The sequence below is a fragment of the Thermus amyloliquefaciens genome (assembly GCF_000744885.1).
GTDB classification, from domain to species: Bacteria; Deinococcota; Deinococci; order Deinococcales; family Thermaceae; genus Thermus; species Thermus amyloliquefaciens.
The window spans coordinates 1716291-1742270 of record NZ_JQMV01000003.1 but is presented as its reverse complement, the minus strand read 5'-3'; the positions used below and the strand labels follow the sequence as shown (position 1 = coordinate 1742270).

Sequence of the window (25980 nt, the reverse complement as noted above, 5' to 3'; positions counted from 1 at the left end):
GACTAGCGGCGTGAGGACCTACCCTGTGGAGATCGCTGGGGTTCGGCGCGACCTTCCCATCGTTCAGGTGGGCCCGGATGTGGCGGTGGCCCTTTTGAACCTTCTGGGGGACACCGAGCTCACCGAGGCCGCCGCTGAGGCACTGGCCAAGCATCTTCCCCCCGAGGTGGAAACCCTGGTTACCCCTGAGGTCAAGGCGGTGCCCTTGGCCCACGCCCTTTCCCGGATCACCAAGAAGCCCTACGTGGTGGCCCGGAAGACGGAGAAGCCCTACATGATCAACCCCGTGAGCCGCCAGGTGCTCTCCATCACCACGGGCAAGCCCCAGCTTTTGGTGCTGGACGGGGCGGATATCCCCCTCATCCGCGGGCGCAAGGTGGCCATTGTGGACGACGTGGTGTCCACCGGGTCCACCCTTTCCGGTCTCAGGGAGCTCATTGAGAGCGTGGGGGGCCAGGTGGTGGCGGTCCTGGCGGTCTTCACCGAGGGAACCCCCCGCCAGGATGTCATCGCCCTAGGCCACCTGCCCCTCTTTAAGCCGGAATAGGAGGTCTTATGGAAACCTATCCCATCACCATCGGCGGCGTTACCCGCCACGTTCCCCTCATTGAGCCCTTACCCGGGCGGCGCATCCCCCTGGTGGAGTTTTTGGGGGATCCTGAGCTGGTGCGGGCTGCGGCCCAGGCCCTAAGGCCCTTGGTGCCTGCGGGCACCGAGGTGCTTTTCACCACCGAAACCAGCCCCATCCCCCTCACCCACGTGCTGGCGGAGGAGATGGGCCTGCCTTACGTGGTGGCAAGGAGGCGCCGCCGCCCTTACATGGAGGACCCCATCATCCAGGAGGTGCAGACCCTGACCCTGGGGGTGGGGGAGGTGCTCTGGCTGGACCGCCGTTTTGCCGAGAGGCTTCTCAACCAGAAGGTGACCCTGGTATCCGATGTGGTTGCCAGCGGGGAGACCATGAAGGCCATGGAGAGGGTGGTGCTTAGGGCAGGGGGGCAGGTGGTGGGACGGATCGCCGCCTTCCGCCAAGGTACGCCTGCCGTGGATGTGCTGACGGTGGCTGAGCTTCCCGTGCTGTAAGCAAAGGGTCTGGAGGAGCCCCTTGCCGGTGCGACCGGTGGCCAAGGTGTGGAGGCCCCGGACCGGCTCCTCACGGTAGCCCTCGGGAAACTGGTGCGGATTCAGTTGCCCACGGCCCTTTGGTGAGGGCTATAGACCTCGGCCCGCAGGCCCAGCCTGCGGGCCGCTTCCACGTTTTCTGGATCGTCGTCCAGGTAAAGGGTTTCCTGGGGGGGTAGGCCCAGGCCCTCGAGGGCCATCTGGAACGCCCTGGGGTCCGGCTTGGCTACCCCCAGGGTGCAGGAGGCGAAGAAGCCGTCCACGTACCGGTCCAAGCCGTGGTGGGCCAGGCTCTCCCGCAGGCTTGGCAGGGTGTTGGAGAGGACGCCCACCTTGAGCCCTTGGGCTTTCAGGCGCCGAAGGAGGGCCTCCGCCCCGGGGGCCTTGCGCAGGAAGTGGTAGTAGCGCAAGGGGAGGAGCCGCTCTTTGGGCACGTGGAGTTCCCGGGAGGCTTGGGCCACCAGGCCCCGCCAAAAAAGGACCTCCTCCTCCAGGGTGCGCACCTTGAGGGTGCGCACCGCCTCGTGGATCTGGTGGACCACCTGGGCCAGGACGGCCAGGGCCTTTTCCAGTCCCGCCCCGTGGAGGGAAAGCTCCAGGGCCTTCTTGTAAAGGGCTTCCTCGTCCATGAGGAGGAGGACCCCGTCCCGGTCCAATAGCGCTCCCCGCATAGGGCCAAGTCTAGCACCCGGTACCCATGACCCATGGGTCACCTGACCCGATGCACCCCCTCCTCCGTGGCCAGGTGGCCCACGGGCACGTCCCAGGGGTCGTGGGGGAGACGGGGGAAAAGCAGGGCCGTGGGCACCACCCCCACGCTCTCTGCCCGCACCGAGGCCAGGAAGCGGTCGTAGTAGCCCTTGCCGTGCCCCAGACGGTACCCCTCACGGTCAAAGGCCAGGCCGGGGACCACCACCAGGTCCAGCACCGCAGGGTCCACCGCCTCGGTGGTGGGTTCCAGGAGGCCGAAGGGCCCGGGGGCCAAGGGGCCCAGGGGGTGTACCGTGAGCCCCAGGTCGGCCACCTTGGGCAGGTAGTAGTGGGCAGGGTAAAGCTGGGTGAGGGGAAGGAGGTTCAGCTCGTGGGGCAGGGGATGGTAAAGGAGGATCGCCTGGAAGCCCCGGCGCTTCAGCCAGGGCACCAGGGCTTCCGCCACCTGCCGGGAAAGGCGCTCCCGGTCCAGGGTCCGCCAGAGGCGTAGGCAGCGGCGGCGCAGGGTGGGCTTGTCCACGGAGGGAGGGTACCATTCGCCCCTCTTGACACTCAAGGCATTTGAGTGTCAGAATGGCCCAACGGGAGGGTAGGTATGCCGGTCTACGTCTACAAGGGGCTGGAAACGGGCAACTACTACGAGTTTGAGCAGGGCTTTCACGACGAGCCCCTCAAGGCGCACCCGGAAACCGGGGAACCCTTGAAGCGGGTGATCACCCCGCCCGCCATCGTCTTCAAGGGTTCGGGCTGGCACGTGAAGGACTACGCCAAGAAGGACTCCGGTTCCAAGTCCGAGGGTTCGGAGTCCAAGGAGTAAGGGGAAAGCCACCGGGCCCGAGGCCAAGGCCTTGGGCCTTATACTTTTTTCATGCTGAACCTAGCGGCCTTGGTGCTCGTCCTCCTGGGGGTGGCGGTGTTCTTAACCCCCAAACGGGCGTACGCCCTTCCCCTCCTGGGGGCGGGCGTACTGCTCCTGGTGCTGGCCAACAGCTTCGTGGTGGTCCCCGCCGGACACGTGGGGGTGGTCTTCAACGTGCTCCGGGGGGTGCAACCCACCCCTTTGCAGGAGGGGGTTCACTTCGTGCTTCCGGGGGTGCAGCAGGTGATCCTCTACGACGCCCGGGTGAAGGAGGTGACCCTGTCCGCGCCCCATGAGGGGGAGCGCCGGGCGGACACCTCCATCCGCGCCCGTTCCAAGGAGGGTTTGGAGATCGGGGTGGACGTCACGGTGCAATACCGCATCCTCAAGGACCAGGCCCCCAGGCTGCACCAGGAGGTGGGGCCCGGCTACCTGGAAACCCTGATCGTGCCCCAGGTGCGCTCCAAGGTGCGGGACGCCGTGGGGCAGTACAACGCCGCGGAACTCATCAGCACCCAGCGCACGGCCCTGGAGACCTCGGTGATCCAGGGCCTCGAGGAAACCCTCCGCCAGTACCACATTGAGCTGGTCTCCGTGCTCCTCAGGGAGATCCGCATCCCGGAGAGCGTGGCCAAGGTGATCGAGGAGAAGCAGACCGCGGAGCAGCAGGTCCAGATCGAGATCAACCGCCGCAAGCAGGCGGAGATCGCCGCCCAAAGGCGGGTGATCGAGGCCCAGGGGGAGCGGGACGCCGCCATCCTGCGGGCGGAGGGGGAGGCCAAGGCCATAGAGCTTCGCGGCCGGGCCCTGAAGAACGCCCCCGAGGTGGTTCAGCTCACCTTCGCCGAGAAGCTGGCCCCTGGGGTGCAGACGGTCTTCGTGCCCAGCACGGGGAACTTCCTCCTGGACCTCAGGGGCCTGCAGGGCGGCGGACAGGGCCGCTAGGGCAGGACCCGGTCCCCCGGGGAGAGGTCTAAAACCCCCTCCCGCACCTCCAGCACCCCCCGGTAGGCAAGGCCGGGGGCGTAGGTTCTGTCGGGTTCCAAACGGATTACCTTCAGCACCTGGCCCTGGGCGTCCAGAAAGGCCAGGGTCACGGGAAAACGGTAGCCTGCGGTGCTAAAGGGGGCGTCGGTGGCCTGGGGGAAGAGGTAGAGGAGGGCCTCGAGGGGCTCGTTCCGCACGCCAAGGCCCCGGGCCCAGGCCTCCGGGGTGCGGGCCAGCCGCGCCTGGAGGGTGCGGGGGCCTTTTTGCGTCTCCACCACCACCCGTTGCGGGGGAGGGGGGGTTTGCCACCTTCGCACCGCCAGGAGGTATCCCATGAAGGAGAAGACCGAAAGCGCCACCAGGAGGGCGAAGGCTACCAGGGGGAAAAGGGGGTTGCGGTCCACTATCTGGGCCAGAGCTTGAGGGCCTCGCCCCCCACCCGGGCCCCGGGGGTGAGGCCGCGCCGGGCGAACCAGCCTTGGTTGACCTCGAGGGCGCCCTGGTAGACCACCAGGGGGTAGTAGACGGGGCAGGGGTCCGCCCGGCAGGGTTCCATGTCCAGGATGCGCAGGATGACCCCCTGCCGGTCAAAGAAGGCGATGGAGAGGGGAATGAGGGTGTTTTTCATCCAGAAGCCCCCGTGGGTGGGGGTGGGGAAGAGGAAGACCATGCCTTCGTCCTCTGCCAGGGCCTTGCGGAACATGAGCCCCTGGGCCTGGCGCTCGGGGGTGTCGGCCACCTCCACCCTCAGGGTGTGGCGTTTTCCCCCTTGCTCCACGTAAAGGGTGCTCTTGGGGAAGGTTAAGCCCTGGGCGAGGGCCGCAAGCCCCAGGACCAAGGGGGCCAGCCACCGGGCGAAAGAAGGGCCCATGGGGCCATTATGGCAGATGGGGGCTTTCCCCGAAGAGGGGGAGGAGGCTGGACCGGATGGCCCCTTGCACCTCCGCCACCGGCCGGGTGGCGTCCACCACCCGGAAGCGCCCGGGCTCCGCCTCCGCCAGCCTCAGGTAGCCTTCCCTGACCCGCCTAAAGAACGCCAGCCCCATCCTTTCCAGGCGGTCTGGCGTGGCCACCCGCTTTAGGGCCTCCTCCGGGGAGAGGTCCAGGAGGAAGGTGAGGTGGGGCTTAAGGCCCAGGGTGGCCCTCCCGGCCACCTGCAAAAGCCAGGGGAGGGGAAGCCCGTGCCCATACCCCTGGTAGGCCAGGCTGGAGTCCAGGTAGCGGTCGGATATGACCCAGAGGCCTTCCTCCAGGGCGGGGAGGATGACCTTGCGCACATGTTCCGCCCGGTCGGCGCTGAAGAGGAGGTACTCCGCCTCCGGGGAAAGGGCCTCTCCCCTGAGGAGGAGGTCCCGCACCTCCCTAAGCCCTTCCCCGGGCTCCCGGGTCAGGCGGACCCGGATCCCCCGTTCTTCCAGAAACCCTGCCAGGAGCCGGGCCTGGGTGGTCTTGCCGGAGCCGTCCAGGCCCTCGAGGGTGAGGAAAACGCCCTTCATAGCCCCGTGGGGTGGTCCAGGAAGACCCAGGGCAGGCCGAAGCGGGCCTCCAGGTGCCTTGCCAGGGCCTTGACCCCGAAGACCTCGGTGTCGTAGTGGCCGGCGTAGATGACGTTGAGCCCCCGCTCAAAGGTCTCGTGGAAGACGCTGTGCTTGGGTTCCCCGGTGATGAAGAGGTCCGTGTCCACCTGGCCGATGAGGTTCGCCGCCCCCCCGGATACCAGGGTCACGGTTTCCACCAGGCCCTTGCCCCCTTGGTGGACCAAGGGTTGCATCCCGGTGAGCTGGCCCAGCATCTCCGCCACCTGGACCAAGGGGGTGGGCAGGGGGAACCGCCCCTTCACCCCCACGTCAAAGGGCTCCAGCTCCACCAGGCCCAGGGCCCGGGCCAGCTCGTGGTTGTTCCCCACCTCAGGGTGGGCGTCTAAGGGGAGGTGGGCGGCGTAGAGGCTGATGCCTCCTTGGAGGAGGAGCTCCAGGCGGCGCTTGTGGTGGCCCACGATGGCAAAGGGCCTGCCCCAGAAAAGGCCGTGGTGCACCAGGAGGAAGTCCACCCCTTCCTCCAGGGCCTTCCGGAAGATGGCCTCGGCGGCGTCCACCGCCGCCCCCACCTTGCGCACCTCCCTCTTCCCCTCCACCTGCAGGCCGTTCAGGGAGGGGCCCTGGGGGAAGTCCTTGATCCGCAGGTAGGCGTCCAGGTAGCGCACCAGCTCGTCCCGGTCCATGGGGCCTAGCTTACCCACCCCGGCCGGGGGATGCCAGGCGGGGCGTGGCGAATGACCGGTCAGTATCATGGGGGCATGGAACCGGAAATCCTCCTTAAGCTCCGCTTCCTCTCGGACCTGACCCCTGGTCCTGAAGGCTTTCCCCTCTTCCTTCTCACGGATATCGTGGAAGGGGATCCTCCCCGGTACCGTTCCCGGCTCGCCCTTTTTGACGGCACCTTGCGCCTTCTCACCCAGGAGGAGGCCAAAAAGCCCCGCTACGCCCATCCTTACATCTACTTCCTGCGGAGGGTGGGGGAGGTCCAGGAGCTTTTCCGCCTGGACGTAAGGGGCGGGGAGGCGGAGCGGGTTACGGAAACCCCTGGGGTTTTGGACTTCGCCCTGGGGCCTACGGGCGAGGTGGTCTACTTGGCCCTCAAGGAGGCGCTCAAGCCCGGAAGCCCCCGGGTCTACGAGGGGTGGCCCTTCAAGTTTGACGGGCGGGGCCTTCTGCCCGAGGGGAAGGTGGCCCTCTACGCCCTTAGGGAGGGCAGGCAGGAGCTCCTGCTGGACCGCTACCCCGCCCCCAAGGAGATGGTCTTCGCCCCCGAGGGGCTTTACCTGGTGATGCCGGAGGACATCCGGGCCCAGGCGGAAGGGCAGGACACCCTCTACCTCCTCAGGGAGGGCGCTTTGGAGAAGGTCTACGGGGGCTTTGGCCCCATCTTCGCCCTGGAATGGAGCCCGGAGGGGCTTTTCTTCCTGGGCCACGCCTTTGAGCGGGGAGGGGGCACGGAGGCCCGGCTTTACCACCTGCGGGGCGGGGAGGCCCGGGTGATCCTGGAGGGTAGCCTGCAGAACTCCCTCAACTCCGACCTCCGCCACGGCGCCCACCCCCAGGGGCCCAGGTGGGGCGGGGATGGGGTCTATGTGGTGCGCACGGAGGAGGGGAGGGGCAGGCTTTACCGGGTGGGGCTAGGGGGGGAGGCCGAGGCCCTTTCCGCAGGGGGAAGCGTCCTCTCCTTTGCCCTTACGGAGCGGGGCCTCTTCCTCCTCACCGAGGACTTTACCCGCCCGGCCCGCCTCGAGGGGCCCCTGGGGACCTTTGATCCCAACGAGGGGCTTTCCCTACCCTTGGCCGAGCCGGTCTACACCGAGTGGAAAAGCCCCCAGGGCCACCGGGTGCCGGGCTGGGTGCTCCTTCCGGAGGGGGAGGGCCCCCACCCGGTCATCCTTTACATCCACGGGGGGCCCCACACCGCCTTCGGCCAGGCGCCCATCCTGGAGTTCCAGCTCTTCCGCCAGGCGGGGTATGCCGTGGCCTTTGCCAACCCGCGGGGCTCCACGGGCTACGGCCAGGACTTCGCCCTCCTGGAGGGGGCTTGGGGGGAGAGGGACGAGGAGGACCTCTTGGGCTTCCTGGACCACGTCCTGGCCCACTTCCCCCTGGACCCCGCCCGGGTGGGGGTGGCCGGGGGAAGCTATGGGGGGTACATGGTGAACTGGCTCACCGCCCGCCACCCCGAGCGCTTCCGGGCGGCGGTCACCGACCGCAGCATCTGCAACTGGCTGAGCTTCTTCGGGGCCAGCGACATTGGCCCCCGCTTCACCTTCCTGGAGCTTTTGGCCAAGCCTTGGGAGAGGCCGGAGGTCCTCTGGGAGAAGAGCCCCCTGCGCCTGGTCCACCGGGTACGGACCCCTACCCTGGTGGTCCACTCCGAGCAGGACCACCGTTGCCCCATAGACCAGGGGGAAACCTGGTACACCGCCCTCCTTCACCTGGGAGTCAAGACCCGGTTTTTCCGCGTGCCCGAGGAGGGGCATGAGCTTTCCCGCTCCGGCAGGCCAGACCGCCGGATGGCCCGGCTCAAGGCCTACTTGGACTGGTGGCGGGAAAACCTCTAGAAAGGCCCGAACCCTTAGGCCTGGCTTTCCGCCACCGGCTCGGGGATGGGGCCGAAGGTTTCCTCGTACCGGGCCACGTTTTCCGCCAGGCTCCGGAGAAGGGCCTTGGCGTGCTGCGGGCTGGTGATGACCCGGCTCACCACCATGGCCCCCCCTTGGGGCTGCAACAGGGCGAAGTCCAGGATGAACTCGTTCTTGGTGTGGGCGATGAGGGCCAGGTTGGTGTAGCGGCCCAGGGCGATGTCCTTATCGATTTGGATATCCAGCTTCAGCTCGCTCATCTAAGCGCCTCCTCATTGGGGTCCCTGCCCCAGATGAACCTCTAGCTTGGGAACGGCCCTTTTCAAGGCCAGACGCACCCGTCCCAGGCTTCGCACGCTGTCCAGGAGCAGGAGCAGGTGGTAGCCGGAAAGGGGCACCAAAAGCAGGGCCCCTTCCGGATACTCTACCATGACTTCCTCCACCCCTTCCTGGCCCAGGGTCTGGGCCAAGGCCTTGGCGGTGCCCAAGGCCGTGGCGGCCCGGGCGGAAAGAAGGCTGGCTTCGGGGGCCCCCATCTCCTTCACCTCTTCCACCACGAACCCGTCCTCGCTGAGGAGGGCCGCCACCCGCACCCCCTTGGTGGCCTGGAGTTCTTTTAGGATTTCCTCCACCATGCCTCCTTAATGGCTCAGAGGTTTTGCACCCTAAGGGCGATGCGGGAAAGCTCCTGGCCGATGGCCTTGCGGTCCATGCCCCGCTCCACCACCGCCCCCAGGATGTACTCCCCTACCCGTAGGGCCAGGATCTCGTGGGTGTCCGTGGCCAGGGTAAACCGGCGCACCTCCCCGGAAAGGGCCTCCGCCAAGGGCGTCATATGCCGCACCAGGGAGGCCAGCTCCGCCGCCAGGACCTCGGCCGGGGGGTGGCCCCGGCCTAAGGCCTCGATGACCAGGCCGTCCAGGCCCGTGAGCACCGCCCGCTTGACGCCAAAGGGCCCTAGGCTCTCTAGGTAAGCCATCCTGCCACCTCCGCCAGCTTCCCCGCGGCCTTGGCCGTCTGCCAGCGTGCCTGGCCCAGGTTGGCATCCGGCCCCATGAGGAGGAGGAGGAAGAGTTCCTCTGGGCCCGTGCCTCGCTGAGGGTTTGGACCTGCCCTGCGCACCACGTGGGCATAGCCTACCACGGGGTGGCCTCCCACCAGGAGTTCCTGCACCCTAGGGGTGCCCAGGCTTCCCGCGTAGGCGGCCTTGGCCTGGCGCAGAAGGGCGGCATGTTCGGCCACGGCCGCCTCGAGGTCCACCCGCCTGCGCCTGGCCCCTTCCACCAAGAGCCCGTCCAGGGTCCCGATGGCGGCGGCAAAGGCGCCTTCCACCTGGTCCAGGAGGTGTTGCAAAAGCTCCTCCATACCCCCTTCCCCAGCGCCTAGAGGGGTTTCCTACCCTCCAGGGCCCGGCCTAAGGTGACCTCGTCCACGTACTCCAGGCTTCCCCCCACGGGGAGGCCGTAGGCCAGGCGGCTGGTCCTGATCCCCCGCCGCTTGAGCTCCTCCGCCAGGAAGAGGGCGGTGGCCTCCCCCTCCACGGTCATGGAGGTGGCCAGGACCACCTCCTCCACCCCAGAAAGCCTGGCCCAAAGGCTTTCCAGGTTGAGCTCCCTGGGCCCCACCCCCTCCAGGGGGTTTAGGGATCCCCCCAGCACGTGGTAAAGCCCGTGGAACTCCCCGCTCCGCTCCAGGGCGTAGAGGTCGGAGACCGTCTCCACCACGGCGATCACCGAGCGGTCCCGGGCTTCGTCCTGGCAGATGGCGCAGACCTCCCCTTCCGCCAGGTTCCCGCAGATCCGGCAGACGCCCAAGGTCTCGAGGCCAGCCAAGGCCCTTTCCAGCTCCTCGGCCTCCTCCCGGTGGAAGGCCAGGTGGAGGGAAAGCCTCTGGGCGGTCTTGGGGCCGATCCCGGGCAGGCGGGAAAGGGCGCGGGCCAACTTCAGGAGGCTTTCAGGGTACTTCATGGGTTCTTTCCCGGGGCCCCCGCCAGGGGGCTAGCCCTGGCGGGGCTTCAGAAAAGCTTGCCCAGCATCTGCCCCACGCCCCCCAGCTCCCGGGCCATCTCCTTTTCCGAAAGCTCGTGGGCCTTCCGCTGGGCGTCCTGGATGGCCACCAGAAGGAGGTCCTCCAGGCCCTCGAGGTCGTCCTGGAAGCTCGTTAGCACCTCGGGTTTCAGGCGGACCGCCAGGATCTTGCCGTGGCCGTTGGCCTCCACCTCCACCAGGTTCTGGGCCGTGCCCACCACGGTCATGGTTTCCAGCCGCTCCTGGATCTCGGCGGCCTTCTTCTGGGCTTTTTGCGCTTCCTTCAAGAGCTTCTGCAGGTTCATGCTCCCTCCTCCCTGAGTATAGTGGAAGGCATGGAGCGCCCAAGAAGGCTGCGTTCGCCCCTTCTAAGGCCCTTGGTGGCGGAGGTGGAGCTTTCCCCCCGGCACCTGATCCTGCCGGTCTTTGTGAAGGAGGGAGGGGAGCCGGAGGAGGTTCCCTCCATGCCCGGGGTTTTCCGGTATCCCCTGGCTCAGCTTCCCCGGCTGGGGGAGGAGGTCCTTAGGGCAGGCCTAGGCGGGGTGATCCTCTTTGGGGTGTTGCCCGAGGGGGAGAAGGATCCCCTGGGGCATGGGGCCTACGCGGAGGAGGGGATTGTCCAGAGGGCCATCCGCCTTTTGAAGCGGGAGTTCCCCGGGCTTCTGGTGGTGGCCGATACCTGCCTTTGCGAGTACACGGACCACGGCCACTGCGGGGTGGTGCGGGAAGGCCCCCTGGGGTTTTACGTGGACAACGACGCCACCCTGGAGCTCCTGGCCAGGACCGCCCTCTCCCAGGCCCAGGCGGGGGCGGACGTGGTGGCCCCCAGCGCCATGATGGACGGGCAGGTCAGGGCCATACGGGAGGCCTTGGACCAGGGGGGGTTCGCCCACGTGCCCATCCTCTCCTATGCGGTGAAGTACGCCTCCGCCTTCTATGGCCCCTTCCGGGAGGCGGCGGGGAGCGCCCCCCAGTTTGGGGACCGCACAGGCTACCAGATGGACCCGAAGGCGGGCCTTTGGGACGCCCTGAGGGAGGCGGGGCTGGATGACCTCGAGGGGGCCGATATGCTCATGGTCAAGCCCGCCCTGCCCTACCTGGACGTGCTCGCCGCCCTCAAGGGCCGCTTCGCCAAGCCCCTTTTCGCCTACCAGGTCTCCGGGGAGTACGCCATGCTGAAGGCGGCCAGCCAAAGGGGCTGGCTGGAGGAAAGGAGGGCGGTTCTGGAAAGCCTTTACGCCCTTAGGCGGGCCGGGGCCCAGGGGATCCTCACCTATTATGCCCTGGATGCGGCCCGCTGGTTGCAGGAGGCTTGAGCATCCCCCCCTGGCGCTTAGGCCTCCTGGGTCTTGTGGGCCTCCCGGGGGGCGGGGATGCCTCCGGTGAGGAGGGTGTAGAGGGCGGCCAGGCTCACCAGGCTGCCGGCCAGGAGGAAAACCCCAGGGGCCCCGAGGGAACCCTCCAGGGCCCCGCCCCACATGGTGCCCAGCAGGACGGCGGCGTTCATCACCGCCCCGAAGGCGGCGAAGATCCGCCCCCGCATCTCCTGGGGGGTGTTGAGCTGCAGGATGGAGCGGGCGGGGACGATGAAGGCCATGTTGAGGAAGCCGCTGATGAAGAAGGCCGGGAGCACCCAGGCGAAGACGGGGAAGGCCCCGATGGAGGCCTCCACGATCCCAAAGAGCAAAAGGCCCAAGAGGAAGAGCCTTTCCCTGGGGATGCGCCTTAGGAGGTAGGGGAGGGCGAGGCCCCCCAGGATGGCCCCCAGGGCCATGGCCGCCTCCATGAAACCGAAGCCCGCCGAACCCACCCCCAGCCACTTGATGGCCAGGACCACCCCAAGGGCGGTCTCCACGGAGCCGAAGGCGGCGGCCGCGAACAGGGTGCCCACCGCCCGGCGGAGGGCGGGATGGCTTGCCAGGTGGCCGATCCCCTCCTTCACCCGGGCGAAGAAGCCGGCCTTGGGAAGCCTTTGGGGCTTGAGGGAGGGAAGCCCCATCAGGATGAGCCCCGAGACCAGGTAGGTGGCCGCATCCAGATAGAAGGCGAAGGCCGGTCCCACCGCCGCCACCAACACCCCCGCCACCCCCACGAAGAGCACCTCGGAAAGCCGGTCTGCCAGGAGGACCAGGCTGTTGGCCTCATCCACCTCCTCCTTGGGCACCAGGTCGGGGACCACGGCGTTCTGGATGGGGTCGTGCAGGTCCCGCAAAAGCTCAATCAGGAAGACCAAAAGGAGGAGGACGGGAAGGCTTTTGGCCCCCAGGAGGGGGATAAGGGCCACCAGGGGAGCCCGCAGGAGATCCGACCAGACGAGAAGGCGCTTGCGGTCCTGGGTGTCGGCCCAGGCGGAAAGCAGGGGGGAGAAGACCACCGTGCCCAGAAGCTGCGCCCCCAGGACCAAGGAGACCCATAGGGCCTTTTCCGTGAGCAGGTAGACGAGGACCAGAAGGGCTACCCGGTGTACCTTGCTCCCCGCCTGGGAAACCAGGTAGGAAAGGATCAGGCGGGCGAAGGCCTTGTGCCGCAAGGTTTTCATAAAACCCCCTTGTCCAGGAGTATACCAAGAGCCTTTTCATATCAAGGTTTATCCAACACCAGATAGGCCAGCCGCCTTCCCTCCCGGGCCAGGACCACGGTTCCCTCCGGGAGGCGGTAGACCAGGAGGTCCTTAAGGCGGCGCGGCATCTCGCCCGCCTGGCCCACATAGAGGGCATCCCCCAGGGGGTCTTCCGCGGGGGCGTTCCTGGGGCGTACGTAAAGGACGGTGGCCCCCACCTTGAGGGCCAGGGGTTCGGCGCCGAGGGAAAGGAGGTGCACCTCCCCCCCGAGGGTTTCCCGGGTGGGGGGGCGGCGGCCCAGGTACTCCCTTAGGGCGGAGGCCAACGCCAGGGCTTCCCGCTCCCGTCCCAGGGCCTGGCCCACCTCCTGGAGGAGGGGGGCGGGGTCGGCGGCCCCCAGGCGTCTGGTGGCGAGTTCCAAAACCTTACGGGCAAAGTCCTGAAGCGCCTCAGGGGGGGCTTGCCGGTACTTTTCCGAGAGCTCGGGGCCGAAGGCCTGGGGGGTGAACTCCCCCTTGAGGCGGGCGGAGAGGGCCCGCAAGAGGCGCAGGTGGGCATAGTCTTGGGCGGGGTCCAGGAGGAGGGTCAGCACCCGCCCCTCGGAGAGGAGCTCGTAGAGCCGAAGCCCGCTTCGGGCCTCGAGGCGGAGGTGAAGGAGCCCTCCCTCCCGCACCGCCAGGACCTCCAGGTCCTCCCAGGGGATCACCAGGGTGTCCTCCAGGATGCGGTCCTCCCCCGCCATGCCCAGGTGCCAGTTCCCCTCCACCTGGCTTAGGGTGAGGGTAAGGGGGCCCAGGGTGATCCGGCCGGGCTTCAAGGGGAGGGTGAGGAGGCTTTCCTCCCCCTGGCCGGGCTCGGGGACCTTGGGCCAGGGGGTCTCCCCCTGGGGTGTGGGGAGGAGCTGAAGCAGGGCCAGCACCTTTTCCAGGGCCACGTGGAAACGGCGCCTTTCCTCCTCCAGGAGAAGTGCCCGCCGCCTTTCCTCCTGGGCTTCCTTCCTCAGGCGCTCCTCCAGCCGGGCGATCTCCTGGGCGCTGGCCCCCAGGTGCTTGGCCTCCTCCAGGGCCTTTTTCAAGGAGAGGAGGTCCCGCTTGGGGGGGAGGCCGAAGGCTTCCTCCCATTCCAGGATGCGGTTCAGGAAGCGGCGGATGTAGGTGCGGGTTTCCTCGGGGGGCAAGGGGAGGTCCTGGGGAATGCGCAGGGCGGTTTCCAAAAACTCCAGCACCAGGGCCTCGGCCACCTTGGGGTCCTCGAGGTCCACGAGGCTGTCGGAGAGGGAGGGGATGGGGTGGGTGGGATGGAAGCGGGAGAGGTTGAAATCCCGCTTGAAGGTTTCCTTCTCCCGGTAGTCCAGGTAGTTCTGCAAAAAGGCATGGATGAGCCGGAGTTCCTCCCGCCTGCCGGCGAGAAACTCCTTGGCCCGGGCCTTGACCTCCCGGACGGTGAGAAGGCGCCAGACCTTTAGGGCGAGGGCCCGCAAGGGGGAGGCATCCTGCCCGGGTTCCTCTTGGGCTTCGGGGATCGCGATGGGAAGGTCCAGGGGCAGGGCCTCCGGGGGTGGGGGAGGGTTTTGGCCTTGCCGCAGGGCCCTAAAGCGGGCATCCGCCTGGCGGAAGCGTTTGGCCAGGGCGCCAGGCAGACGGGACTGGATCAGGAAGGCCCGGAGGGCCAGGAGGGCCTTCCTGCCCCCCTTGGGGGTGCGCCCTGCCACCAGGTCCTCCACCCGGTACTCGTAGAGGTCCACCAGGTCGGCCAGGTGCTCCACCCCTTCATCCTATAATGGGTCCGATGCGCCTTGCCCCCCGTTACACGGTGGCTGCGGTTTCCCACGTGGGCCGCCGCCAGAACAACGAGGATTTCCACCGGGTCATGCGCCTGGAGGTTCCCCAGGGCCACCTTTTCCTCCTGGCGGTGGCCGACGGCATGGGGGGGATGGAGGCGGGGGAATGGGCCAGCAAGGTGGCCATAGAGGCCCTTTCCGAGGCGGTGCGGGCCTACGCCGACCACCTGAAGGGGGGCCGGCCGGCGGTGGGCCTGGCCAAGGTGATGGAAAAGGCCTTTACCCTGGCGGCCAGGCGGGTGGAGAAGGAGGCGGAAAGGTTGGGGAAAAGGGGTATGGGCACCACCCTCACCGCCTTTCTCTATGCGGACTGGCTCAAGGAGGGGGTGGTGGGGCATATCGGGGATTCCCGGGCTTACCACCTCACCCCCAGGGGGCTGAAACGGCTCACCGAGGACCACTCCTGGGTGGCGGAGCGCGTGAGGGAGGGGGTTCTCACCCCCACCGAGGCGGAGCGCCATCCCTACCGCAACATCCTCACCCGGGCCTTGGGTCTGCCCGAGGCCCGCTTTGACCTGAGGGAGGTGCGCCTCGCCCCAGGGGAAGGGGTGCTTTTGGTCACGGATGGGCTCTACGGCCTGGTCCCTGAGGAGGAGTGGGTCTTGGGGAAGGACCTGCAGGGGAGCCTCGAGGGCCTCCTGGCCGAGGCCTTGCGCCGGGGCGGGGACGATAACGTGACCGCCATCGCCTTACGGGTGGAGTGATGCAGGGGCTATTGGCTTTTCTCCTGGTGCTCCTTACCGCCGCCTTGGCCTCACGCCTCTTCCCTTGGCCCCTTTGGTTCCTCCTGGCCTTCCTCTCGGGGGCCGCCTGGGCTACGGGGGTACGGGCGGAGGCGGTTTTCCCCTGGCTTCTCCTGGGCCTGGGGGTCATGGCGGCACCTAGGGTCTACCTGGGTTCCCGGCGGCGGGCCCCAAGGCGCCCCCGTACCCAGGCCCGGGCCTCCACCGCCTCCAAAACCACCGAGGAGGCCCGGGCTCTGGGAAAGCAGTACGAGATCCTGGAGAAGGTGGGGGTGGGGGGCATGGCCACCGTCTACAAGGCCAAGGACAAGAAAACGGGCCGCCTGGTGGCCCTCAAGGTGCCCCAGGAGCGCTTTGTGGGTGACCCCCGCTTTGTGCGCCGCTTCCACCGGGAGGCGGAGGTCTTGGCCAAGATGGACCACCCCAACATCGTCAAGGTCTACGACCACGGCCAGGTGGATGGGGTGCACTTCATCGCCATGGAGTTCCTGGAAGGGGAAGGGCTGGACAAGCTCATTGAGGAAAGGCGCCTTTCCCTTAGGCAGGCGGCGGCCATCCTGGCCCGGGTGGCGGACGCCCTCAGGCACATCCACGCCCAGGGCATCGTCCACCGGGACATCAAGCCGGGCAACATCATGGTCCTCAAGGGGGCCCTAAGGGAGGACGGGGTGGACCCCCGGGGGGTGCGCCTCATGGATTTCGGCATCGCCGCCGGCAAGGTCCTCACCCGCCTCACCATCACCGGGGCCCGGATCGGCACCCCGGTTTACATGAGCCCCGAACAGGCTAAGGGGCAGAAGCTGGACCACCGCTCGGACATCTACTCCCTGGGCATCGTCCTCTACGAGGCCCTAACCGGCCAGCCCCCCTTCACCGGGGGGTACGAGACCGTGATCCACCAGCAGATCTTCCAGGTGCCCACCCCTCCCAAGCAGCTCAACCCCCAGATCCCCCAGGTTCTCTCTGACCTGGTTTTGAAGATGCTGGAGAAGGACCCAGCCAAGCGGCCTTCCTTGGACGAGGTGATCCAGGTCCTCTCCGGTTCCTGGGAGGAGGAAAAGGGCTTGCCCCATCCCTTCTACCTCCTGGTGGGGGTGGAGGCCAAAAAGGGCACGGTGCGGCTTCTGGACCTTTCCGGCACCGCGGCTCGGCTCATTTCCGGCATCGGCTCGGGCCCAGGCTTCTTCCCGGCCCCTCCCCTTTCCGTGGCCGCGGATGGGGAGGGGGGCATCTGGATCTCGGTGTTTGAACATGGGGCCAAGCTCCTTCACCGGTTTTCCCCGGAAGGGGAGTTGCTCCTTTCCACCGGGCCCTATGGCATGAAGCCGGGGGAGTTCCTCTTCCCCGTGGCCCTGGCGGTGGCTGACGGTAGCCTTTTCGTTTTGGACTCGGAGACCGCCACGGTGAGCCGGCTGGACTTAAAGGGGAGGTACCAGGAGCGCTTTGGTGGCCAAGGGATGGGGCGGGGCACCTTCCAGGATCCCAAGGGCCTGGTGGCTTCTTCCGGGTTTCTCTTCGTGCTGGATTATGGAAACCGGCAGGTGCAGCGCCTTTCCTTGGATGGCCGCTATTTATCCCGCTATGCCTTCCGCCGCTCTAAGGAGAGCGAGGAGCTCAGGCTCCTGGGCGGGGTGGGGGTGGAAGGGGAGAGGCTTTACCTCTACGATGTGGAGGCGGCCAAGGTGCGGGTGGTGGATCTGGCCGGGTCCCTCCTCGCCTCCTATGCCCTACCCCTTTTGGAAGGGGAGGACCGGATGAGCCTGGTGGAGCTTTTGCCCTTCGGGGGCATCCTCTACGCCGCCCGGCGCGGGGCGAGCCGCATCCACCGCATAGACCTGAAGACCGGGGAGGCCCTGCCGCCTTTGGAGGCGTACGCCCCGGTGCGGAGCCTCTCCCTTTGGCGGAACCCGGCATGAGGGTGCTTCTGGTGGAGGACGACCCAGGGGTGCGGGAGGCCTTGGAGCTGGGGCTTTCCCTCGAGGGGCACGAGGTCAGGGCCACGGAAAGCCCAAAGGAGGCCTTGGACCTCCTCTCCTGGGCGGAGGTGGTGGTCTTGGACGTGCTCCTGCCCGAAAGGGATGGCTTTTCCCTGCTTAAGGATATCCGCGCCCGCTCGGAGGTGCCCGTGCTGATGCTCACCGCTTTGGATGCGGTGGAGTGGCGGGTGAAGGGCCTGAAGGAGGGGGCGGACGACTACCTGGTGAAGCCCTACAGCCTCTCCGAGCTTCTGGCCCGCCTCGAGGCCCTCCACCGCCGGGTCCACCGCAAGGAGGAGGTGCTGGCCTACAAGGACCTCCGCCTCTACCCCAAGCGCATGGAGGCCTACCGGGGGGAGAGGCGCCTGGAGCTTTCCCCCAAGGCCTTCCTGCTCCTGAAGGCCTTTTTGGAGGCCCCGGAGGAGGTGATCCCCAAGGGGGCCCTGATGCTCCGGGTCTGGGGGGAGGAGGTGGAGCCCGCCACCTTGGAGGTGCACCTTTCCCTCCTGAGGAAGGCCCTGGGGGAGCCCAATCCCATCCAGACGGTGCGCGGCCATGGCTACCGCCTTTTCCTCCCTTAGGGGGAGGCTTTTCCTCCTCCTCTTCCTGGCCCTTCTGGCCCTGGCCTTTCCCTTGGCCTTCCTCTCCGCCAAGGAGGCGGAACGGGCGGCCAGCGAGGACCTGCGGAGGGCCCTCTTCACCCGGCTTTACCTCCTAGGGGAGGAGGGCCCGAGGGAGGAGGAAGCCCTCCTCTTGGAGCTTTTCCGCCTGGCCCAGGTCTACGGGGGCGGGACGGGGTTCGTGGTGGGGGAGGGGGGTGTGGCCTTCACCGAGGAGCCCCCGCCCCCCCTGCCCCCGGACCTCCCCGCGCTTTTGGCGGAGGGGCGGGCTTACCAAGGGGTGTGGCGGGGGACGCTGTACGTGGCCCTGCCCCAGGCGGGTGGGGGCTTTGGGCTGGCGGTGCCCTTGGAAGGGGTTGCGGGGCTTGGGCGGCGGCTTCTGGGGCTGTACGCCACCTGGGGCGGGGGGGTGCTCCTTGGGGTCTTCCTCCTCTTTGCTTTGGGCCTCTCCCTGGCCCTCCGGCCCCTGGAGGGCCTGGCCCGCCTCCTTGCCCTCCGTCCCCCCGAGGACCTCAGCCCCCTGCCCGACCCTGGCCTCCGGGAGCTCCGGCCCCTGGTGGAGGCCCTGAACCGCCGCCTGGCCCAGGTGGAGGGGCTTTTGCGGGAGCTTTCGCAGAAGGAGGAGGCGGCCCGCCGCTTCGCCCGCCACGCCTCCCACGAGCTCCGCACCCCCCTCACCGCCCTAAAGGGGTACCTGGAGGTGCTCCGGCGGGTCCCCGAGCCAAGGGCCCTGGAGGGGGCTTGGCGGGAGGCGGAGCGCATGGAGGCCCTCCTTTCGGGCCTCCTCCGGCTTTCCCGCCTCGAGGCCTCCCCCCTAAGCCCCAGGCCCCTGGACCTTAGGGCCTTCCTGGAGGAGCGGGGGGTGGCGGTGGCGGGGGAAGGGGTGGTCCTGGCCGACCCGGAGCTTCTGGCTTTGGCGGTGGAGAACATCCTGGAAAACGCCCGTCGCCACGGAAAACCCCCCGTGCGGGCCGAGCTCCACCGCGAGGGGGAAGGGGTCTGGCTCTGGCTGGTGGACGCCGGCCCCGGCTTCCCCGAGGCCCTCCTGCCCCGGGCCCTGGAACCCTTCGTGCACGGGGGGAAGGGCACGGGCTTGGGCCTGGCCCTGGTGGCGGCGGTGGCCCGGGCCCACGGGGGCAGGGCGAGGGTGGAGAACCGGGGCGGGGCGGCGGTGGGGCTCTACCTGCCTTTGGCTTCCCTTAAGGTTTCCCCCGGTGCGCCCTTTGGGAAGGGGGGCTAGCCTGATTCCTTGGAGGTGAGGGTATGCGCAAAGGGTTGTTGGGCGTGATGTTCCTTTTGGCGGGCCTTTCCCTGGCCCAAGGGGTGGACTACCGGCAGGCGGCGGTGGCCTCGGCGGCCTTGGCCCGGCTCCAGGCGGTGGCGCAAACCGCCACGGGTGAGGAGAAGTTCCTCACCTGGGCCAAGGAGGTGAAGGCCCGGGCGGAGAAGAGCTACGAGGCCAAGGCCTACTTCAAGGCGGCCCGTGAGGCCCAGGCGGCCCTCCTCCTCTTCCGGGCGGCCCAAGGGGAGCTCCAGGTGCGGGCAAAGGTGCCTGCCGCTCCCCGCATGGGGATGGGCCTGCACCATGGTTGGGGGCATGGGCGGTGGGATAGGGGCGCCATGGGCCAGCCTCCCCGCGCGGTAGCCCCCCAGGCCAGGCTGGCCCAAGGGGCCCAAGCGGCGGTGGACCGGGCGGAGAAGGAACTGGCCTACTACCGGGCCCAGGACAGCCTGGTGAAGGACCTGGTGGCCGAGGCCAAGAATAGGCTTTCCAAGGAGCCTGACCGGGCCTTCCTGCTGGCCCGGGCGGCCTTGGCCCTGATCTCGGCGGAGCGGGGCTTCTAAGTGCCGATGGGTGGAGGTTGCCGCCATAGGCAGGGAAGAAGGGCGATGCCCAAAGCCTTTCTGGGGTCCCCGTCGTGGCGTAAGCCCCGGCGGGGTACTTAACCCCACCCTGGCCAAGCCAGGGTGGGGACCCCGTTAAGCCCCATCCCGGGGCGGGTATGGGCGAGAAAGGGCCTAAGGCCAGATCGGTCAAACTGGGAAGGATGCGGTGGCTTGGGGTCTTCCTCCTTCTGGCCCTCGGGGGCTGGGCCCGGGGGGAGGAAGGCCCCTGGGGTTTAGGCCCTCCCCCGGAGGAGGTGCGGGAGCGGTGCTTTGCGGTGGTGCGGACCCTCGAGGTCCAGGCCCTCTACCGGGAAGGGGATACCCTGGTCCTGGTCCTGGGCAGGGCGGCCAAGGAGAGCCCCCTCCTCCTCTTGGCCCTCGAGGGGGGTAGGCCCATGCCCCACATGGGCCCCATCCGGGGAAAGCCCGTGCGGATGCGCCCCTTTTTCTTTCTGCAGGAGCTTTCCCTGGCCCGGCGGGTGGTGGCCCTGCCGGGGGAGTACCGTTGCTTCGTCCTCCACCGGGGGCGGGTGGTGGGGGTGTTGCGCCTAGGCCTGGACCTCACCCCCTTGCCCCTCCCTCCCGGGAACGCCCTTCCATACCCGGACCCCTCCCAGCGTGCCCCTTAGGTGCCCCGGGGTGGCCTGCGCGCTTGGGCAGGGCCTTTGCCCCTGGGTCGCCTAGCCCCGTTTAGGCCCAAAGCCCCTTGGGTTTTAAACTGTCCCCGTATGAAGCCCGGCCTCTATCCCCTCCTGGGCCCCCCTGCCTCGGGGAAGACCACCTTGGCCCGGGAATGGGCCTTGGAGGTCTTGGGGCGGAGGGGAAGGGTCTACTGGGTGGGCTTGCCCCACCAAAGGGCCTACGTGTACCGCCTGTTCGGGGCCCAGGGGGCGGTGCTGGGCCTGGAGTTTTTGTCCTTCCAGGCCCTCTACTACCGGGTCCTGGCCGAGGCGGGCCGGCTTGGCCCCTTGCTTCCCGGGGCGGGAAGGGTGGCCCTGGTGGGGGAGGCCTTGAGGAGCCTCCAGGGGGAGGGGATCGCCCCGGGGGAGGCCCGGCTTTTCGCCCGGGCCATTGCGGAACTCAAGCGCTATGGCCTCTCCCCCTTCGCCCTGCCCAAGGAGGGGGAGGCGGGGCGGCTCAGGCGGGTCTACCTCACCTACGAGCGCCTGAAGGGAAAGGCGCTGGACTACGACGACGTCCGCCACCGGGCGGGCCGCGCGCCCCTTCGCCTCTTTCCCAGGCCGGATCTGGTGGTGGTGGACGGCTTCCGGGAGGTGGGGCCTTTGGACCTGCGCTTCCTAAGGCGCCTGGCCCGGGAGGTGCCCGTCCTTCTCACCCTGGAGCTCCTTCCCGAGGGGCTGGAGCCCTGGCGGGAGCTTCCCCCTAGGCCCGTCAGGAAGGAGGTCTGGGCCCTGGCCAACCCCGTGGAGGAAACCCGCCATCTCCTCAGGGCCTTGAAGCGGGCCCTGGCCCCAAGGGAGATGGGCGGGGAGGGGCTGGACCCTTGGGAGGTGCTGGTGGTGGCCCCGGAGGAGCGCATCGGGGGGCTCCTCCTCCTCAAGGACGAGTACGGCCTCCCCCTTTACGACGGCCGGGAGAGGGCCCTGGGGGAGACCGAGGAGGGAGAGCGGGTTTTGGCCCTTTTGAACCCCTTCCCCACGGGGCGGGACCTCTTGGCCCTGGGGTTTGCCGCCTTGGGGAGGAAGGCCTTGAGGCTGGGCCTGGTGGGGGAGGAGGCCTTGGGGGCCTTGGCGGAGCGGGAGGGGCTTGGCGAGGAATGGAGGGCCTTCCAGGAGCTCCGCACCCCGGGGCCCGACCCCTTGGCCTGGGAGGAGGAGGTCCTGGAGCGGCTTGGGGTTTCGGCCAAGGAGCCCTTTCTCCTCCGCCTCCGCCTGGCCTTAAGGGCGGATGCGGGAAACCCTTTGGCCTGGTGGCGGAGCCTTTTGCTGGACGAAAGCCTTCCCCCGGAGCCCAACCGGGGGGTGGCCCTGCTTCCCCCCTTAAGGGCCCTGGGTATCCGGGCGAGAAGGGCTTATGTGCTGGACTGGGTGGCGGGGCGGTACAGCTTGCGGGAGCGGGAGGACTACTTCCTCCTGGAGGAGCTTAGGGAAAGGGGTTTCCTGAAGGGGCTACCCCGGCGCCTCAAGGGCCTTGACCCCCTTTTTTGGGAGGAGGTGTCCACCCGGGGGGAGGAGGTCTTCCTGCTCTACCCAGAGGCGGGGCCCTCAGGGGCCCACGCGCCCCTGGAGCGGGGGGTGAGGCCCGAGCCCTTGCCCCCGGCAAGCCGCCTCGAGGCCCTGCCGGAGGAGCCCTTTGCCGCCCCTTTGCCCACCTCCAGCGCCCCCCCCGCCCACCTGGAGGTGCTCCGCCGCCACGGGGAGTGCCCCTTCCGGGCTTACCTGGAGCGCTTCCCCCTCCGGGCGGAGGATGGGGCCTTGGGCTGGCACCTCCTGCCCGAGGGGTGGGACAGGCTCCTGGCCGACCCACGGGTGGGCCCTTGGCTCAAGGCCCATGAGGACCTCCTTCAGGCCATGAGCTTTTGGGTGCGTTGGCCGGGGAAGAGGTTCGCCCTGCGCCTGGACGGGGTGCGCCGGGAAGAGGGGGGCCGGGTGGTCCACCTTTACCGCCTCCTTCCCCCAGGGAAGGATCCGGACCTGGGCCCCCGGCACCGCTGGACGGAGTGGTATGCCCTTTGGGCCTTCTTGCAGAGGGAAGAGGTTAGGGAGGTTTACCTCTGGACCTGGGCCTTTCTGGGGGAGCCCCGCCCATACCGCAAGAACCCCTACCGAAGGGGCGAGAGGCTCCCTCAGGTGGAGGAGGTGCGCCCGCAGGTGGACGAGGCCCTCCGCCGCTGGGGGATGGGGGGGTTTTCCCCACGGCCTGGCCCCCACTGCTTCACCTGCGGCCTTCAGGACCTCTGCCGAAAGGAGGACGTGTGAGGCTCTACGTGGCCTCGGCGGGCACGGGGAAGACCCACACCCTGGTGCAGGAGCTTTTCGCCCTCCTGCGCCAGGGGGTACCCCTAAGGCGCATGGCCGCCCTCACCTTTACCCGCAAGGCGGCGGAGGAGCTCAGGGAACGCATCCTGGAGGAGGTGAGGGCCCTTGGGGACGGGGAGGCGGGGATAAGTGCCCCGGGACCCCAGAAAGGCTTTGGGCATCGCCCCGCTTCCCTGCCCATGGCGGCACCCTCCATGCATTGGCACTTGGCCCAGCGGGAACTCTATGGCGCCCTTTTCACCACCATCCACGGCTTCATGGCGGAGGCCCTCCGCCACACCGCCCCCTTCCTCTCCCTGGACCCCGACTTCAACGTCTTGGACGAGTTCCTTGCCGAGGCCCTTTTCCTGGAGGAAGCCCGGAGCCTCCTCTACCTAAAGGGCCTGGACCCCGGGCAGGAGGGGGAGCTTCTGGACGCCCTGCAGGGCCTGTACAAGAAGCGCTCCCTGGCGACGGCCTTCACGCCCTTACCGGGGGCGGAGGGGGTCTGGGCCCTTTTCCAAGAGGCCCTCAGGAGGTATCGGGCGCGCACCCTGGACCTCTTGGGGCCCTCGGACCTGGAGGCCCACGCCCTCCGCCTCCTGGAAAACCCCCAGGCGGTTAAGCGGGTGGTGGAGCGGTTTCCCCATATCTTCCTGGACGAGTACCAGGATGTAAACCCCTTGCAGGCGCGGTTTTTCCAGGCCCTGGAGGAGGCGGGGGCCAGGGTGGTGGCCGTGGGGGACCCCAAGCAGTCCATCTACCTTTTCCGCAACGCCCGGGTGGAGGTTTTCCGCCAGGCCTTGGCGAGGGCCGAGGTGCGTCTTTTGGGGGAGACCTTCCGCCACGCCCCGGGGCTGGCCGCCTTTTTAAACGCCTTTGTGGAGAAGTTCTTCCCGGGTCCGGAAGGGGTGCAGGTGCAGCCCCGGCGCGAGGGGGAAGGGCGTGTGGAGGTTCACTGGGTGGTGGGGGAGGGGCAGCTGGAGGCGAAGCGGGAGGAGGAGGCGGGGGTGCTGGCCCGCAGGCTTCTGGCCCTCAGGGAGGAGGGCTACGCTTTTGGGGATATGGCGGTCTTGGTGCGAAGCCGCAGCAGCCTTCCCCACCTGGAGCGGGCTTTCCGCGCCCTCGGGGTGCCGTATGGGATCCGCAGGGGGCGCAGCTTCTTTAGGCGGCCAGAGGTGCGGGACGTGTACCATGCCCTGAAGGTGGCCCTTTTGGAGGGGCCCTTTTCCCCGGAGGAACGCCTTTCCCTCTTGGCCTTCCTCCGGGGTCCTTTCCTGGGCCTGGACCTGGGGCAGGTGGAGGAGGCCCTTCGGCAGCCCAACCCCCTGGACCACCTGCCCCCGGAGGTGAAGGGCCGCCTGGGCTGGCTGAGGGAGCTGGCGGGGAAGCGGCCCCTCGAGGCCCTCAAGACCCTGGTGCGGGACGAGACTTTCCTCAAGCGGCTTTCCGCCAGAGCCCGCACCAACCTGGACACCCTGCTTCTTCTGGCCGCCTCCGAGCGCTTCCCTGATCTTGAGGCCCTTTTGGAGTGGCTAAGGGCGCGGGCGCAGGATCCCGAGGCCGCCGAGCTTCCCGAGGGGAGCGAGGGGGTGAACGTCCTCACCGTCCACGCCGCCAAGGGGCTGGAATGGCCGGTGGTGGGGGTCTTTGACCTTTCCCGGGGGGAGTTCTCCCGGGAGGAGCCCCTTTTGGTGGGGCTTGGGGGGGAGGTGGCCCTGAGGGGCACCCCGGCCTATCCCCAGGTGAGGCAGGCCCTGAAGGAGGCGGCGGAGGAGGAGGCCTTGAGGCTTCTTTACGTGGCCCTTTCCCGGGCCCGGGATGTCCTTTTGCTCACGGGGAGCAGCTCGGCCCACCCGGGCCCTTGGGCCAAGGCCCTCATGGACTTGGGCCTGGGTCCGGACTCCCGGGATCCCCGGGTGCGGCTCCACCCCTCAGGGGGCGCCTTGCCGCCCCCTTCCCCGGGGCCTGGGGTTCTGCCCCCTCCCGCCCCTTACGCCTCCTTGGCCTTGGCACCCAAGCCCTTTCCCCCGGTGTATTCCCCCAGCGCCCACCGCAAGGCGGAAGGGGAGCCCTTGCCCCTGGCCGAGGCCATGGAGGGGGAGGTGTTGCCGAAGTTCGCCCGGGCCCTGGGCACCCTGGTGCACTACGCCCTGGCCCGGAACCTGGACCCGGAGGACGAGGGGGCCATGGGGGCCCTCCTCCTGCAGGAGGTGGCCCTGCCCTTCGCCGAGGGGGAGCGGGCGCGCCTCCTGGCCGAGGTGCGCCTCCTCCTTCGGAACCACCGGGGCATGCTGGGGAGGGCGCTTCCGCCCCTCGAGGCCCGGGAGGAGGACCACGCCGAGCTTCCCCTGGTCCTGCCCCTTTCCGGCACCGTCTGGTACGGGGTGCTGGACCGCCTTTACCGGGTGGGGGGGCGGTGGTACCTGGACGACTACAAGACCGACCGGGAGGTGCGCCCCGAGGCCTACCGCCTCCAGCTCGCCCTCTACTGGGAGGCCGTCCGCCGGGCCTGGGGGGTGGAGGCCGAGGCCCGGCTCGTGTACCTGCGCCCGCAAAGGGTGCACCCCTTTACCCCCGAGGAGCTGCGGGAGGCCCTCCGGGAGCTGGAAGAGGGGAAGACCCCCGGGGAGGTGCCCCCGGGGGTCCAGGGAGGTCTGCCCTAGCGCTTGGAGTACTGGGGTGCGCGGCGGGCCTTGTGCTTGCCGTACTTCTTGCGCTCCACCACGCGGGCGTCCCGGGTGAGGAAGCCCAAGGGCTTGAGCTTGGCGCGGTAGTCGGGGTTGTAGCGGAGAAGGGCCCGGGCCACCCCCAGCTTGATGGCGTCCACCTGGCCGCTCTTGCCGCCCCCCCGCACGGTGATGTAGGCGTCAAAGCGCCCCAGGGCGTCCACCACCCTAAGGGGCTCCAGGGCCGCCACCGCCCGCACCAGACCCTGGAAATAGTCTTGGAAGTCCTGGCCGTTCACGGTGATCTTGCCGCTACCGGGCCGGAGGAAAACCCGAGCCACCGCCTCCTTACGCCTTCCGGTGCCGTAGTACTGCTCCATCACTTGACCTCCAGCTTCACCGGCTTCTGGGCCTGATGGGGGTGGGTGGGGCCGGCGTAGACCTTGAGGCGCCTAAAGAGCCTCCGGCCCAAGGGCCCCTTGGGGAGCATGCCCTTCACCGCGTGCTCCAGCACCCTCTCGGGGTGGGTGGCCAGCATCTTCTCCGCGGGGATCTCCTTAAGCCCCCCCTGGTAGCCGCTATACCGGGTGTAGATCTTCTGCTTCAGCTTCTTGCCCGTGAGGCGGATCTTGTCGGCGTTCACCACCACCACGAAGTCGCCCATGGCCATGTTGGGCGTCCAGTCGGGGCGATGCTTGCCCCGGAGGAGGGTGGCGATCTGGGTGGCGAGCCGCCCCAGGGTCTTGCCCTCGGCGTCAATGAGAACCCACCGGGGTTCAATCTTTTCCGGCACGTACGTCTTGGGCTGCATTTCCAGGGCCCTCCTTAGCGATACACCCTGTTCTTGCCGGGGGATCGGGGGACCCCGCAAGAA

30 protein-coding genes are annotated in these 25980 nt (G+C 68.3%); 14 read left to right on the top strand and 16 right to left on the bottom strand.

Annotated elements, in window-relative coordinates:
* Positions 1–10: 10 nt before the first annotated feature.
* Together BS74_RS09345 and BS74_RS09340 are read left to right on the top strand one after the other, a co-directional pair.
* Positions 11–547: a phosphoribosyltransferase family protein gene (locus BS74_RS09345; protein WP_185747719.1), complete on the top strand. Its 537-nt coding sequence runs from the start codon at positions 11–13 to the stop codon at positions 545–547.
* Positions 548–555: 8 nt separating this feature from the next.
* On the top strand, positions 556–1083 hold the full coding sequence (locus tag BS74_RS09340) for a type I phosphoribosyltransferase (RefSeq protein WP_038058216.1): 528 nt from the start codon (positions 556–558) through the stop codon (positions 1081–1083).
* Positions 1084–1184: 101 nt separating this feature from the next.
* Here the strand turns inward: BS74_RS09340 and BS74_RS09335 are convergent, their stop codons facing one another.
* Both BS74_RS09335 and BS74_RS09330 read right to left on the bottom strand, forming a co-directional pair.
* A complete protein-coding gene (locus tag BS74_RS09335) occupies positions 1185–1793 on the bottom strand; it encodes an HAD family hydrolase (RefSeq protein ID WP_038058214.1) in 609 nt (202 codons plus the stop codon).
* Positions 1794–1831: 38 nt separating this feature from the next.
* Positions 1832–2353, bottom strand: coding sequence for a 5-formyltetrahydrofolate cyclo-ligase (locus BS74_RS09330; RefSeq protein ID WP_038058213.1), 522 nt, complete (start codon positions 2351–2353; stop codon positions 1832–1834).
* Positions 2354–2428: 75 nt separating this feature from the next.
* On the opposite strand from BS74_RS09330, the gene BS74_RS09325 reads away from it, so the two are divergent.
* Both BS74_RS09325 and BS74_RS09320 read left to right on the top strand, forming a co-directional pair.
* Positions 2429–2650 carry an FmdB family zinc ribbon protein gene (locus tag BS74_RS09325; RefSeq protein WP_038058211.1) on the top strand — a complete coding sequence of 74 codons (222 nt, stop codon included), beginning with the start codon at positions 2429–2431 and terminating at the stop codon, positions 2648–2650.
* 51 nt (positions 2651–2701) lie between these two features.
* Complete coding sequence (locus tag BS74_RS09320) at positions 2702–3637, top strand: prohibitin family protein (protein ID WP_038058210.1); 936 nt, start codon at positions 2702–2704, stop codon at positions 3635–3637.
* On the opposite strand, the gene BS74_RS09315 is transcribed toward BS74_RS09320, so the two are convergent.
* From BS74_RS09315 to BS74_RS09300, 4 genes are read right to left on the bottom strand one after another with little or no spacing between them, the layout of a single operon-like run.
* Positions 3634–4083 (bottom strand): DUF192 domain-containing protein, encoded by a 450-nt coding sequence (locus tag BS74_RS09315; protein ID WP_038058208.1) that lies wholly within the window; start codon positions 4081–4083, stop codon positions 3634–3636. The genes BS74_RS09320 and BS74_RS09315 overlap by 4 nt on opposite strands.
* Complete coding sequence (locus tag BS74_RS09310; RefSeq protein ID WP_185747718.1) at positions 4083–4550, bottom strand: DUF192 domain-containing protein; 468 nt, start codon at positions 4548–4550, stop codon at positions 4083–4085. The genes BS74_RS09315 and BS74_RS09310 overlap by 1 nt, the downstream gene beginning before the upstream one ends.
* Before the next feature lie 7 nt (positions 4551–4557).
* Entirely contained in the window at positions 4558–5175 is a 618-nt protein-coding gene (gene tmk, locus BS74_RS09305) for a dTMP kinase (RefSeq protein ID WP_038058206.1), read from the bottom strand.
* The gene (locus BS74_RS09300) at positions 5172–5900 is read right to left on the bottom strand and encodes a Nif3-like dinuclear metal center hexameric protein (RefSeq protein WP_038058205.1); all 729 of its coding nucleotides are present in this window, start codon (positions 5898–5900) and stop codon (positions 5172–5174) included. Before BS74_RS09300 ends, tmk begins: the two co-directional genes overlap by 4 nt.
* A 75-nt stretch (positions 5901–5975) precedes the next feature.
* On the opposite strand from BS74_RS09300, the gene BS74_RS09295 reads away from it, so the two are divergent.
* Positions 5976–7784, top strand: a complete 1809-nt coding sequence (locus BS74_RS09295; protein ID WP_038058204.1) for a S9 family peptidase — start codon at positions 5976–5978, stop codon at positions 7782–7784.
* 14 nt (positions 7785–7798) lie between these two features.
* Here the strand turns inward: BS74_RS09295 and BS74_RS09290 are convergent, their stop codons facing one another.
* The 6 genes from BS74_RS09290 to BS74_RS09265 are packed head-to-tail and all read right to left on the bottom strand — an operon-like array spanning position 7799 to position 10137.
* A complete protein-coding gene (locus BS74_RS09290; RefSeq protein WP_038058203.1) occupies positions 7799–8065 on the bottom strand; it encodes a DUF3467 domain-containing protein in 267 nt (88 codons plus the stop codon).
* A gap of 12 nt (positions 8066–8077) precedes the next feature.
* Positions 8078–8437 (bottom strand): roadblock/LC7 domain-containing protein, encoded by a 360-nt coding sequence (locus BS74_RS09285; RefSeq protein WP_038059125.1) that lies wholly within the window; start codon positions 8435–8437, stop codon positions 8078–8080.
* Positions 8438–8454: 17 nt separating this feature from the next.
* Complete coding sequence (locus tag BS74_RS09280; RefSeq protein WP_038058202.1) at positions 8455–8784, bottom strand: roadblock/LC7 domain-containing protein; 330 nt, start codon at positions 8782–8784, stop codon at positions 8455–8457.
* Positions 8772–9170, bottom strand: coding sequence for a roadblock/LC7 domain-containing protein (locus BS74_RS09275; RefSeq protein WP_038058201.1), 399 nt, complete (start codon positions 9168–9170; stop codon positions 8772–8774). Before BS74_RS09275 ends, BS74_RS09280 begins: the two co-directional genes overlap by 13 nt.
* A gap of 17 nt (positions 9171–9187) precedes the next feature.
* Positions 9188–9772: a recombination mediator RecR gene (gene recR, locus BS74_RS09270; RefSeq protein ID WP_038058199.1), complete on the bottom strand. Its 585-nt coding sequence runs from the start codon at positions 9770–9772 to the stop codon at positions 9188–9190.
* 47 nt (positions 9773–9819) lie between these two features.
* Positions 9820–10137, bottom strand: coding sequence for a YbaB/EbfC family nucleoid-associated protein (locus BS74_RS09265; protein ID WP_038058198.1), 318 nt, complete (start codon positions 10135–10137; stop codon positions 9820–9822).
* Between the two features lie 30 nt (positions 10138–10167).
* Between BS74_RS09265 and hemB the strand changes: the two genes are divergently transcribed.
* Complete coding sequence (hemB, locus tag BS74_RS09260; RefSeq protein WP_038058197.1) at positions 10168–11148, top strand: porphobilinogen synthase; 981 nt, start codon at positions 10168–10170, stop codon at positions 11146–11148.
* Positions 11149–11165: 17 nt separating this feature from the next.
* Here hemB and BS74_RS09255 read toward each other — a convergent pair whose 3' ends face one another.
* Both BS74_RS09255 and BS74_RS09250 read right to left on the bottom strand, forming a co-directional pair.
* Positions 11166–12371 carry an MFS transporter gene (locus BS74_RS09255; RefSeq protein WP_038058196.1) on the bottom strand — a complete coding sequence of 402 codons (1206 nt, stop codon included), beginning with the start codon at positions 12369–12371 and terminating at the stop codon, positions 11166–11168.
* A 41-nt stretch (positions 12372–12412) separates the two neighbouring features.
* A complete protein-coding gene (locus tag BS74_RS09250) occupies positions 12413–14158 on the bottom strand; it encodes a hypothetical protein (protein ID WP_038058195.1) in 1746 nt (581 codons plus the stop codon).
* Between the two features lie 23 nt (positions 14159–14181).
* Between BS74_RS09250 and BS74_RS09245 the strand changes: the two genes are divergently transcribed.
* From BS74_RS09245 to BS74_RS09210, 8 genes are all read left to right on the top strand, one after another.
* The gene (locus tag BS74_RS09245; protein WP_038058194.1) at positions 14182–14937 is read left to right on the top strand and encodes a PP2C family protein-serine/threonine phosphatase; all 756 of its coding nucleotides are present in this window, start codon (positions 14182–14184) and stop codon (positions 14935–14937) included.
* Entirely contained in the window at positions 14937–16892 is a 1956-nt protein-coding gene (locus BS74_RS09240; RefSeq protein WP_038058193.1) for a protein kinase domain-containing protein, read from the top strand. The genes BS74_RS09245 and BS74_RS09240 overlap by 1 nt, the downstream gene beginning before the upstream one ends.
* On the top strand, positions 16889–17533 hold the full coding sequence (locus tag BS74_RS09235; protein WP_038059124.1) for a response regulator transcription factor: 645 nt from the start codon (positions 16889–16891) through the stop codon (positions 17531–17533). The genes BS74_RS09240 and BS74_RS09235 overlap by 4 nt, the downstream gene beginning before the upstream one ends.
* Positions 17508–18812 carry a sensor histidine kinase gene (locus BS74_RS09230; protein ID WP_038058191.1) on the top strand — a complete coding sequence of 435 codons (1305 nt, stop codon included), beginning with the start codon at positions 17508–17510 and terminating at the stop codon, positions 18810–18812. Before BS74_RS09235 ends, BS74_RS09230 begins: the two co-directional genes overlap by 26 nt.
* A 23-nt stretch (positions 18813–18835) precedes the next feature.
* On the top strand, positions 18836–19417 hold the full coding sequence (locus BS74_RS09225) for a hypothetical protein (protein WP_038058190.1): 582 nt from the start codon (positions 18836–18838) through the stop codon (positions 19415–19417).
* A 203-nt stretch (positions 19418–19620) separates the two neighbouring features.
* On the top strand, positions 19621–20088 hold the full coding sequence (locus BS74_RS09220; RefSeq protein WP_038058189.1) for a hypothetical protein: 468 nt from the start codon (positions 19621–19623) through the stop codon (positions 20086–20088).
* A 99-nt stretch (positions 20089–20187) separates the two neighbouring features.
* Positions 20188–22398 (top strand): PD-(D/E)XK nuclease family protein, encoded by a 2211-nt coding sequence (locus tag BS74_RS09215; RefSeq protein ID WP_038058188.1) that lies wholly within the window; start codon positions 20188–20190, stop codon positions 22396–22398.
* Entirely contained in the window at positions 22395–25103 is a 2709-nt protein-coding gene (locus BS74_RS09210) for a UvrD-helicase domain-containing protein (protein WP_038058187.1), read from the top strand. The genes BS74_RS09215 and BS74_RS09210 overlap by 4 nt, the downstream gene beginning before the upstream one ends.
* Here BS74_RS09210 and rpsI read toward each other — a convergent pair.
* Together rpsI and rplM are read right to left on the bottom strand one after the other, a co-directional pair.
* A complete protein-coding gene (gene rpsI, locus BS74_RS09205) occupies positions 25100–25486 on the bottom strand; it encodes a 30S ribosomal protein S9 (RefSeq protein WP_038058186.1) in 387 nt (128 codons plus the stop codon). The two genes, BS74_RS09210 and rpsI, sit on opposite strands and share 4 nt — an antisense overlap.
* Positions 25486–25917, bottom strand: coding sequence for a 50S ribosomal protein L13 (gene rplM, locus BS74_RS09200; RefSeq protein ID WP_038058185.1), 432 nt, complete (start codon positions 25915–25917; stop codon positions 25486–25488). Before rplM ends, rpsI begins: the two co-directional genes overlap by 1 nt.
* Positions 25918–25980: the final 63 nt, after the last annotated feature.

Coding starts and splice junctions, on each gene's coding strand:
- BS74_RS09340 (WP_038058216.1), top strand. CDS start 556: ATGGAAACCTATCCCATCACCATCGGCGGCGTTACCCGCCACGTTCCC.
- BS74_RS09335 (WP_038058214.1), bottom strand. CDS start 1,793: ATGCGGGGAGCGCTATTGGACCGGGACGGGGTCCTCCTCCTCATGGAC.
- BS74_RS09325 (WP_038058211.1), top strand. CDS start 2,429: ATGCCGGTCTACGTCTACAAGGGGCTGGAAACGGGCAACTACTACGAG.
- BS74_RS09320 (WP_038058210.1), top strand. CDS start 2,702: ATGCTGAACCTAGCGGCCTTGGTGCTCGTCCTCCTGGGGGTGGCGGTG.
- BS74_RS09310 (WP_185747718.1), bottom strand. CDS start 4,550: ATGGGCCCTTCTTTCGCCCGGTGGCTGGCCCCCTTGGTCCTGGGGCTT.
- tmk (WP_038058206.1), bottom strand. CDS start 5,175: ATGAAGGGCGTTTTCCTCACCCTCGAGGGCCTGGACGGCTCCGGCAAG.
- BS74_RS09300 (WP_038058205.1), bottom strand. CDS start 5,900: ATGGACCGGGACGAGCTGGTGCGCTACCTGGACGCCTACCTGCGGATC.
- BS74_RS09295 (WP_038058204.1), top strand. CDS start 5,976: ATGGAACCGGAAATCCTCCTTAAGCTCCGCTTCCTCTCGGACCTGACC.
- BS74_RS09290 (WP_038058203.1), bottom strand. CDS start 8,065: ATGAGCGAGCTGAAGCTGGATATCCAAATCGATAAGGACATCGCCCTG.
- BS74_RS09280 (WP_038058202.1), bottom strand. CDS start 8,784: ATGGCTTACCTAGAGAGCCTAGGGCCCTTTGGCGTCAAGCGGGCGGTG.
- BS74_RS09275 (WP_038058201.1), bottom strand. CDS start 9,170: ATGGAGGAGCTTTTGCAACACCTCCTGGACCAGGTGGAAGGCGCCTTT.
- recR (WP_038058199.1), bottom strand. CDS start 9,772: ATGAAGTACCCTGAAAGCCTCCTGAAGTTGGCCCGCGCCCTTTCCCGC.
- BS74_RS09265 (WP_038058198.1), bottom strand. CDS start 10,137: ATGAACCTGCAGAAGCTCTTGAAGGAAGCGCAAAAAGCCCAGAAGAAG.
- hemB (WP_038058197.1), top strand. CDS start 10,168: ATGGAGCGCCCAAGAAGGCTGCGTTCGCCCCTTCTAAGGCCCTTGGTG.
- BS74_RS09255 (WP_038058196.1), bottom strand. CDS start 12,371: ATGAAAACCTTGCGGCACAAGGCCTTCGCCCGCCTGATCCTTTCCTAC.
- BS74_RS09245 (WP_038058194.1), top strand. CDS start 14,182: ATGCGCCTTGCCCCCCGTTACACGGTGGCTGCGGTTTCCCACGTGGGC.
- BS74_RS09240 (WP_038058193.1), top strand. CDS start 14,937: ATGCAGGGGCTATTGGCTTTTCTCCTGGTGCTCCTTACCGCCGCCTTG.
- BS74_RS09235 (WP_038059124.1), top strand. CDS start 16,889: ATGAGGGTGCTTCTGGTGGAGGACGACCCAGGGGTGCGGGAGGCCTTG.
- BS74_RS09230 (WP_038058191.1), top strand. CDS start 17,508: ATGGCTACCGCCTTTTCCTCCCTTAGGGGGAGGCTTTTCCTCCTCCTC.
- BS74_RS09225 (WP_038058190.1), top strand. CDS start 18,836: ATGCGCAAAGGGTTGTTGGGCGTGATGTTCCTTTTGGCGGGCCTTTCC.
- BS74_RS09220 (WP_038058189.1), top strand. CDS start 19,621: ATGCGGTGGCTTGGGGTCTTCCTCCTTCTGGCCCTCGGGGGCTGGGCC.
- BS74_RS09215 (WP_038058188.1), top strand. CDS start 20,188: ATGAAGCCCGGCCTCTATCCCCTCCTGGGCCCCCCTGCCTCGGGGAAG.
- rpsI (WP_038058186.1), bottom strand. CDS start 25,486: ATGGAGCAGTACTACGGCACCGGAAGGCGTAAGGAGGCGGTGGCTCGG.
- rplM (WP_038058185.1), bottom strand. CDS start 25,917: ATGCAGCCCAAGACGTACGTGCCGGAAAAGATTGAACCCCGGTGGGTT.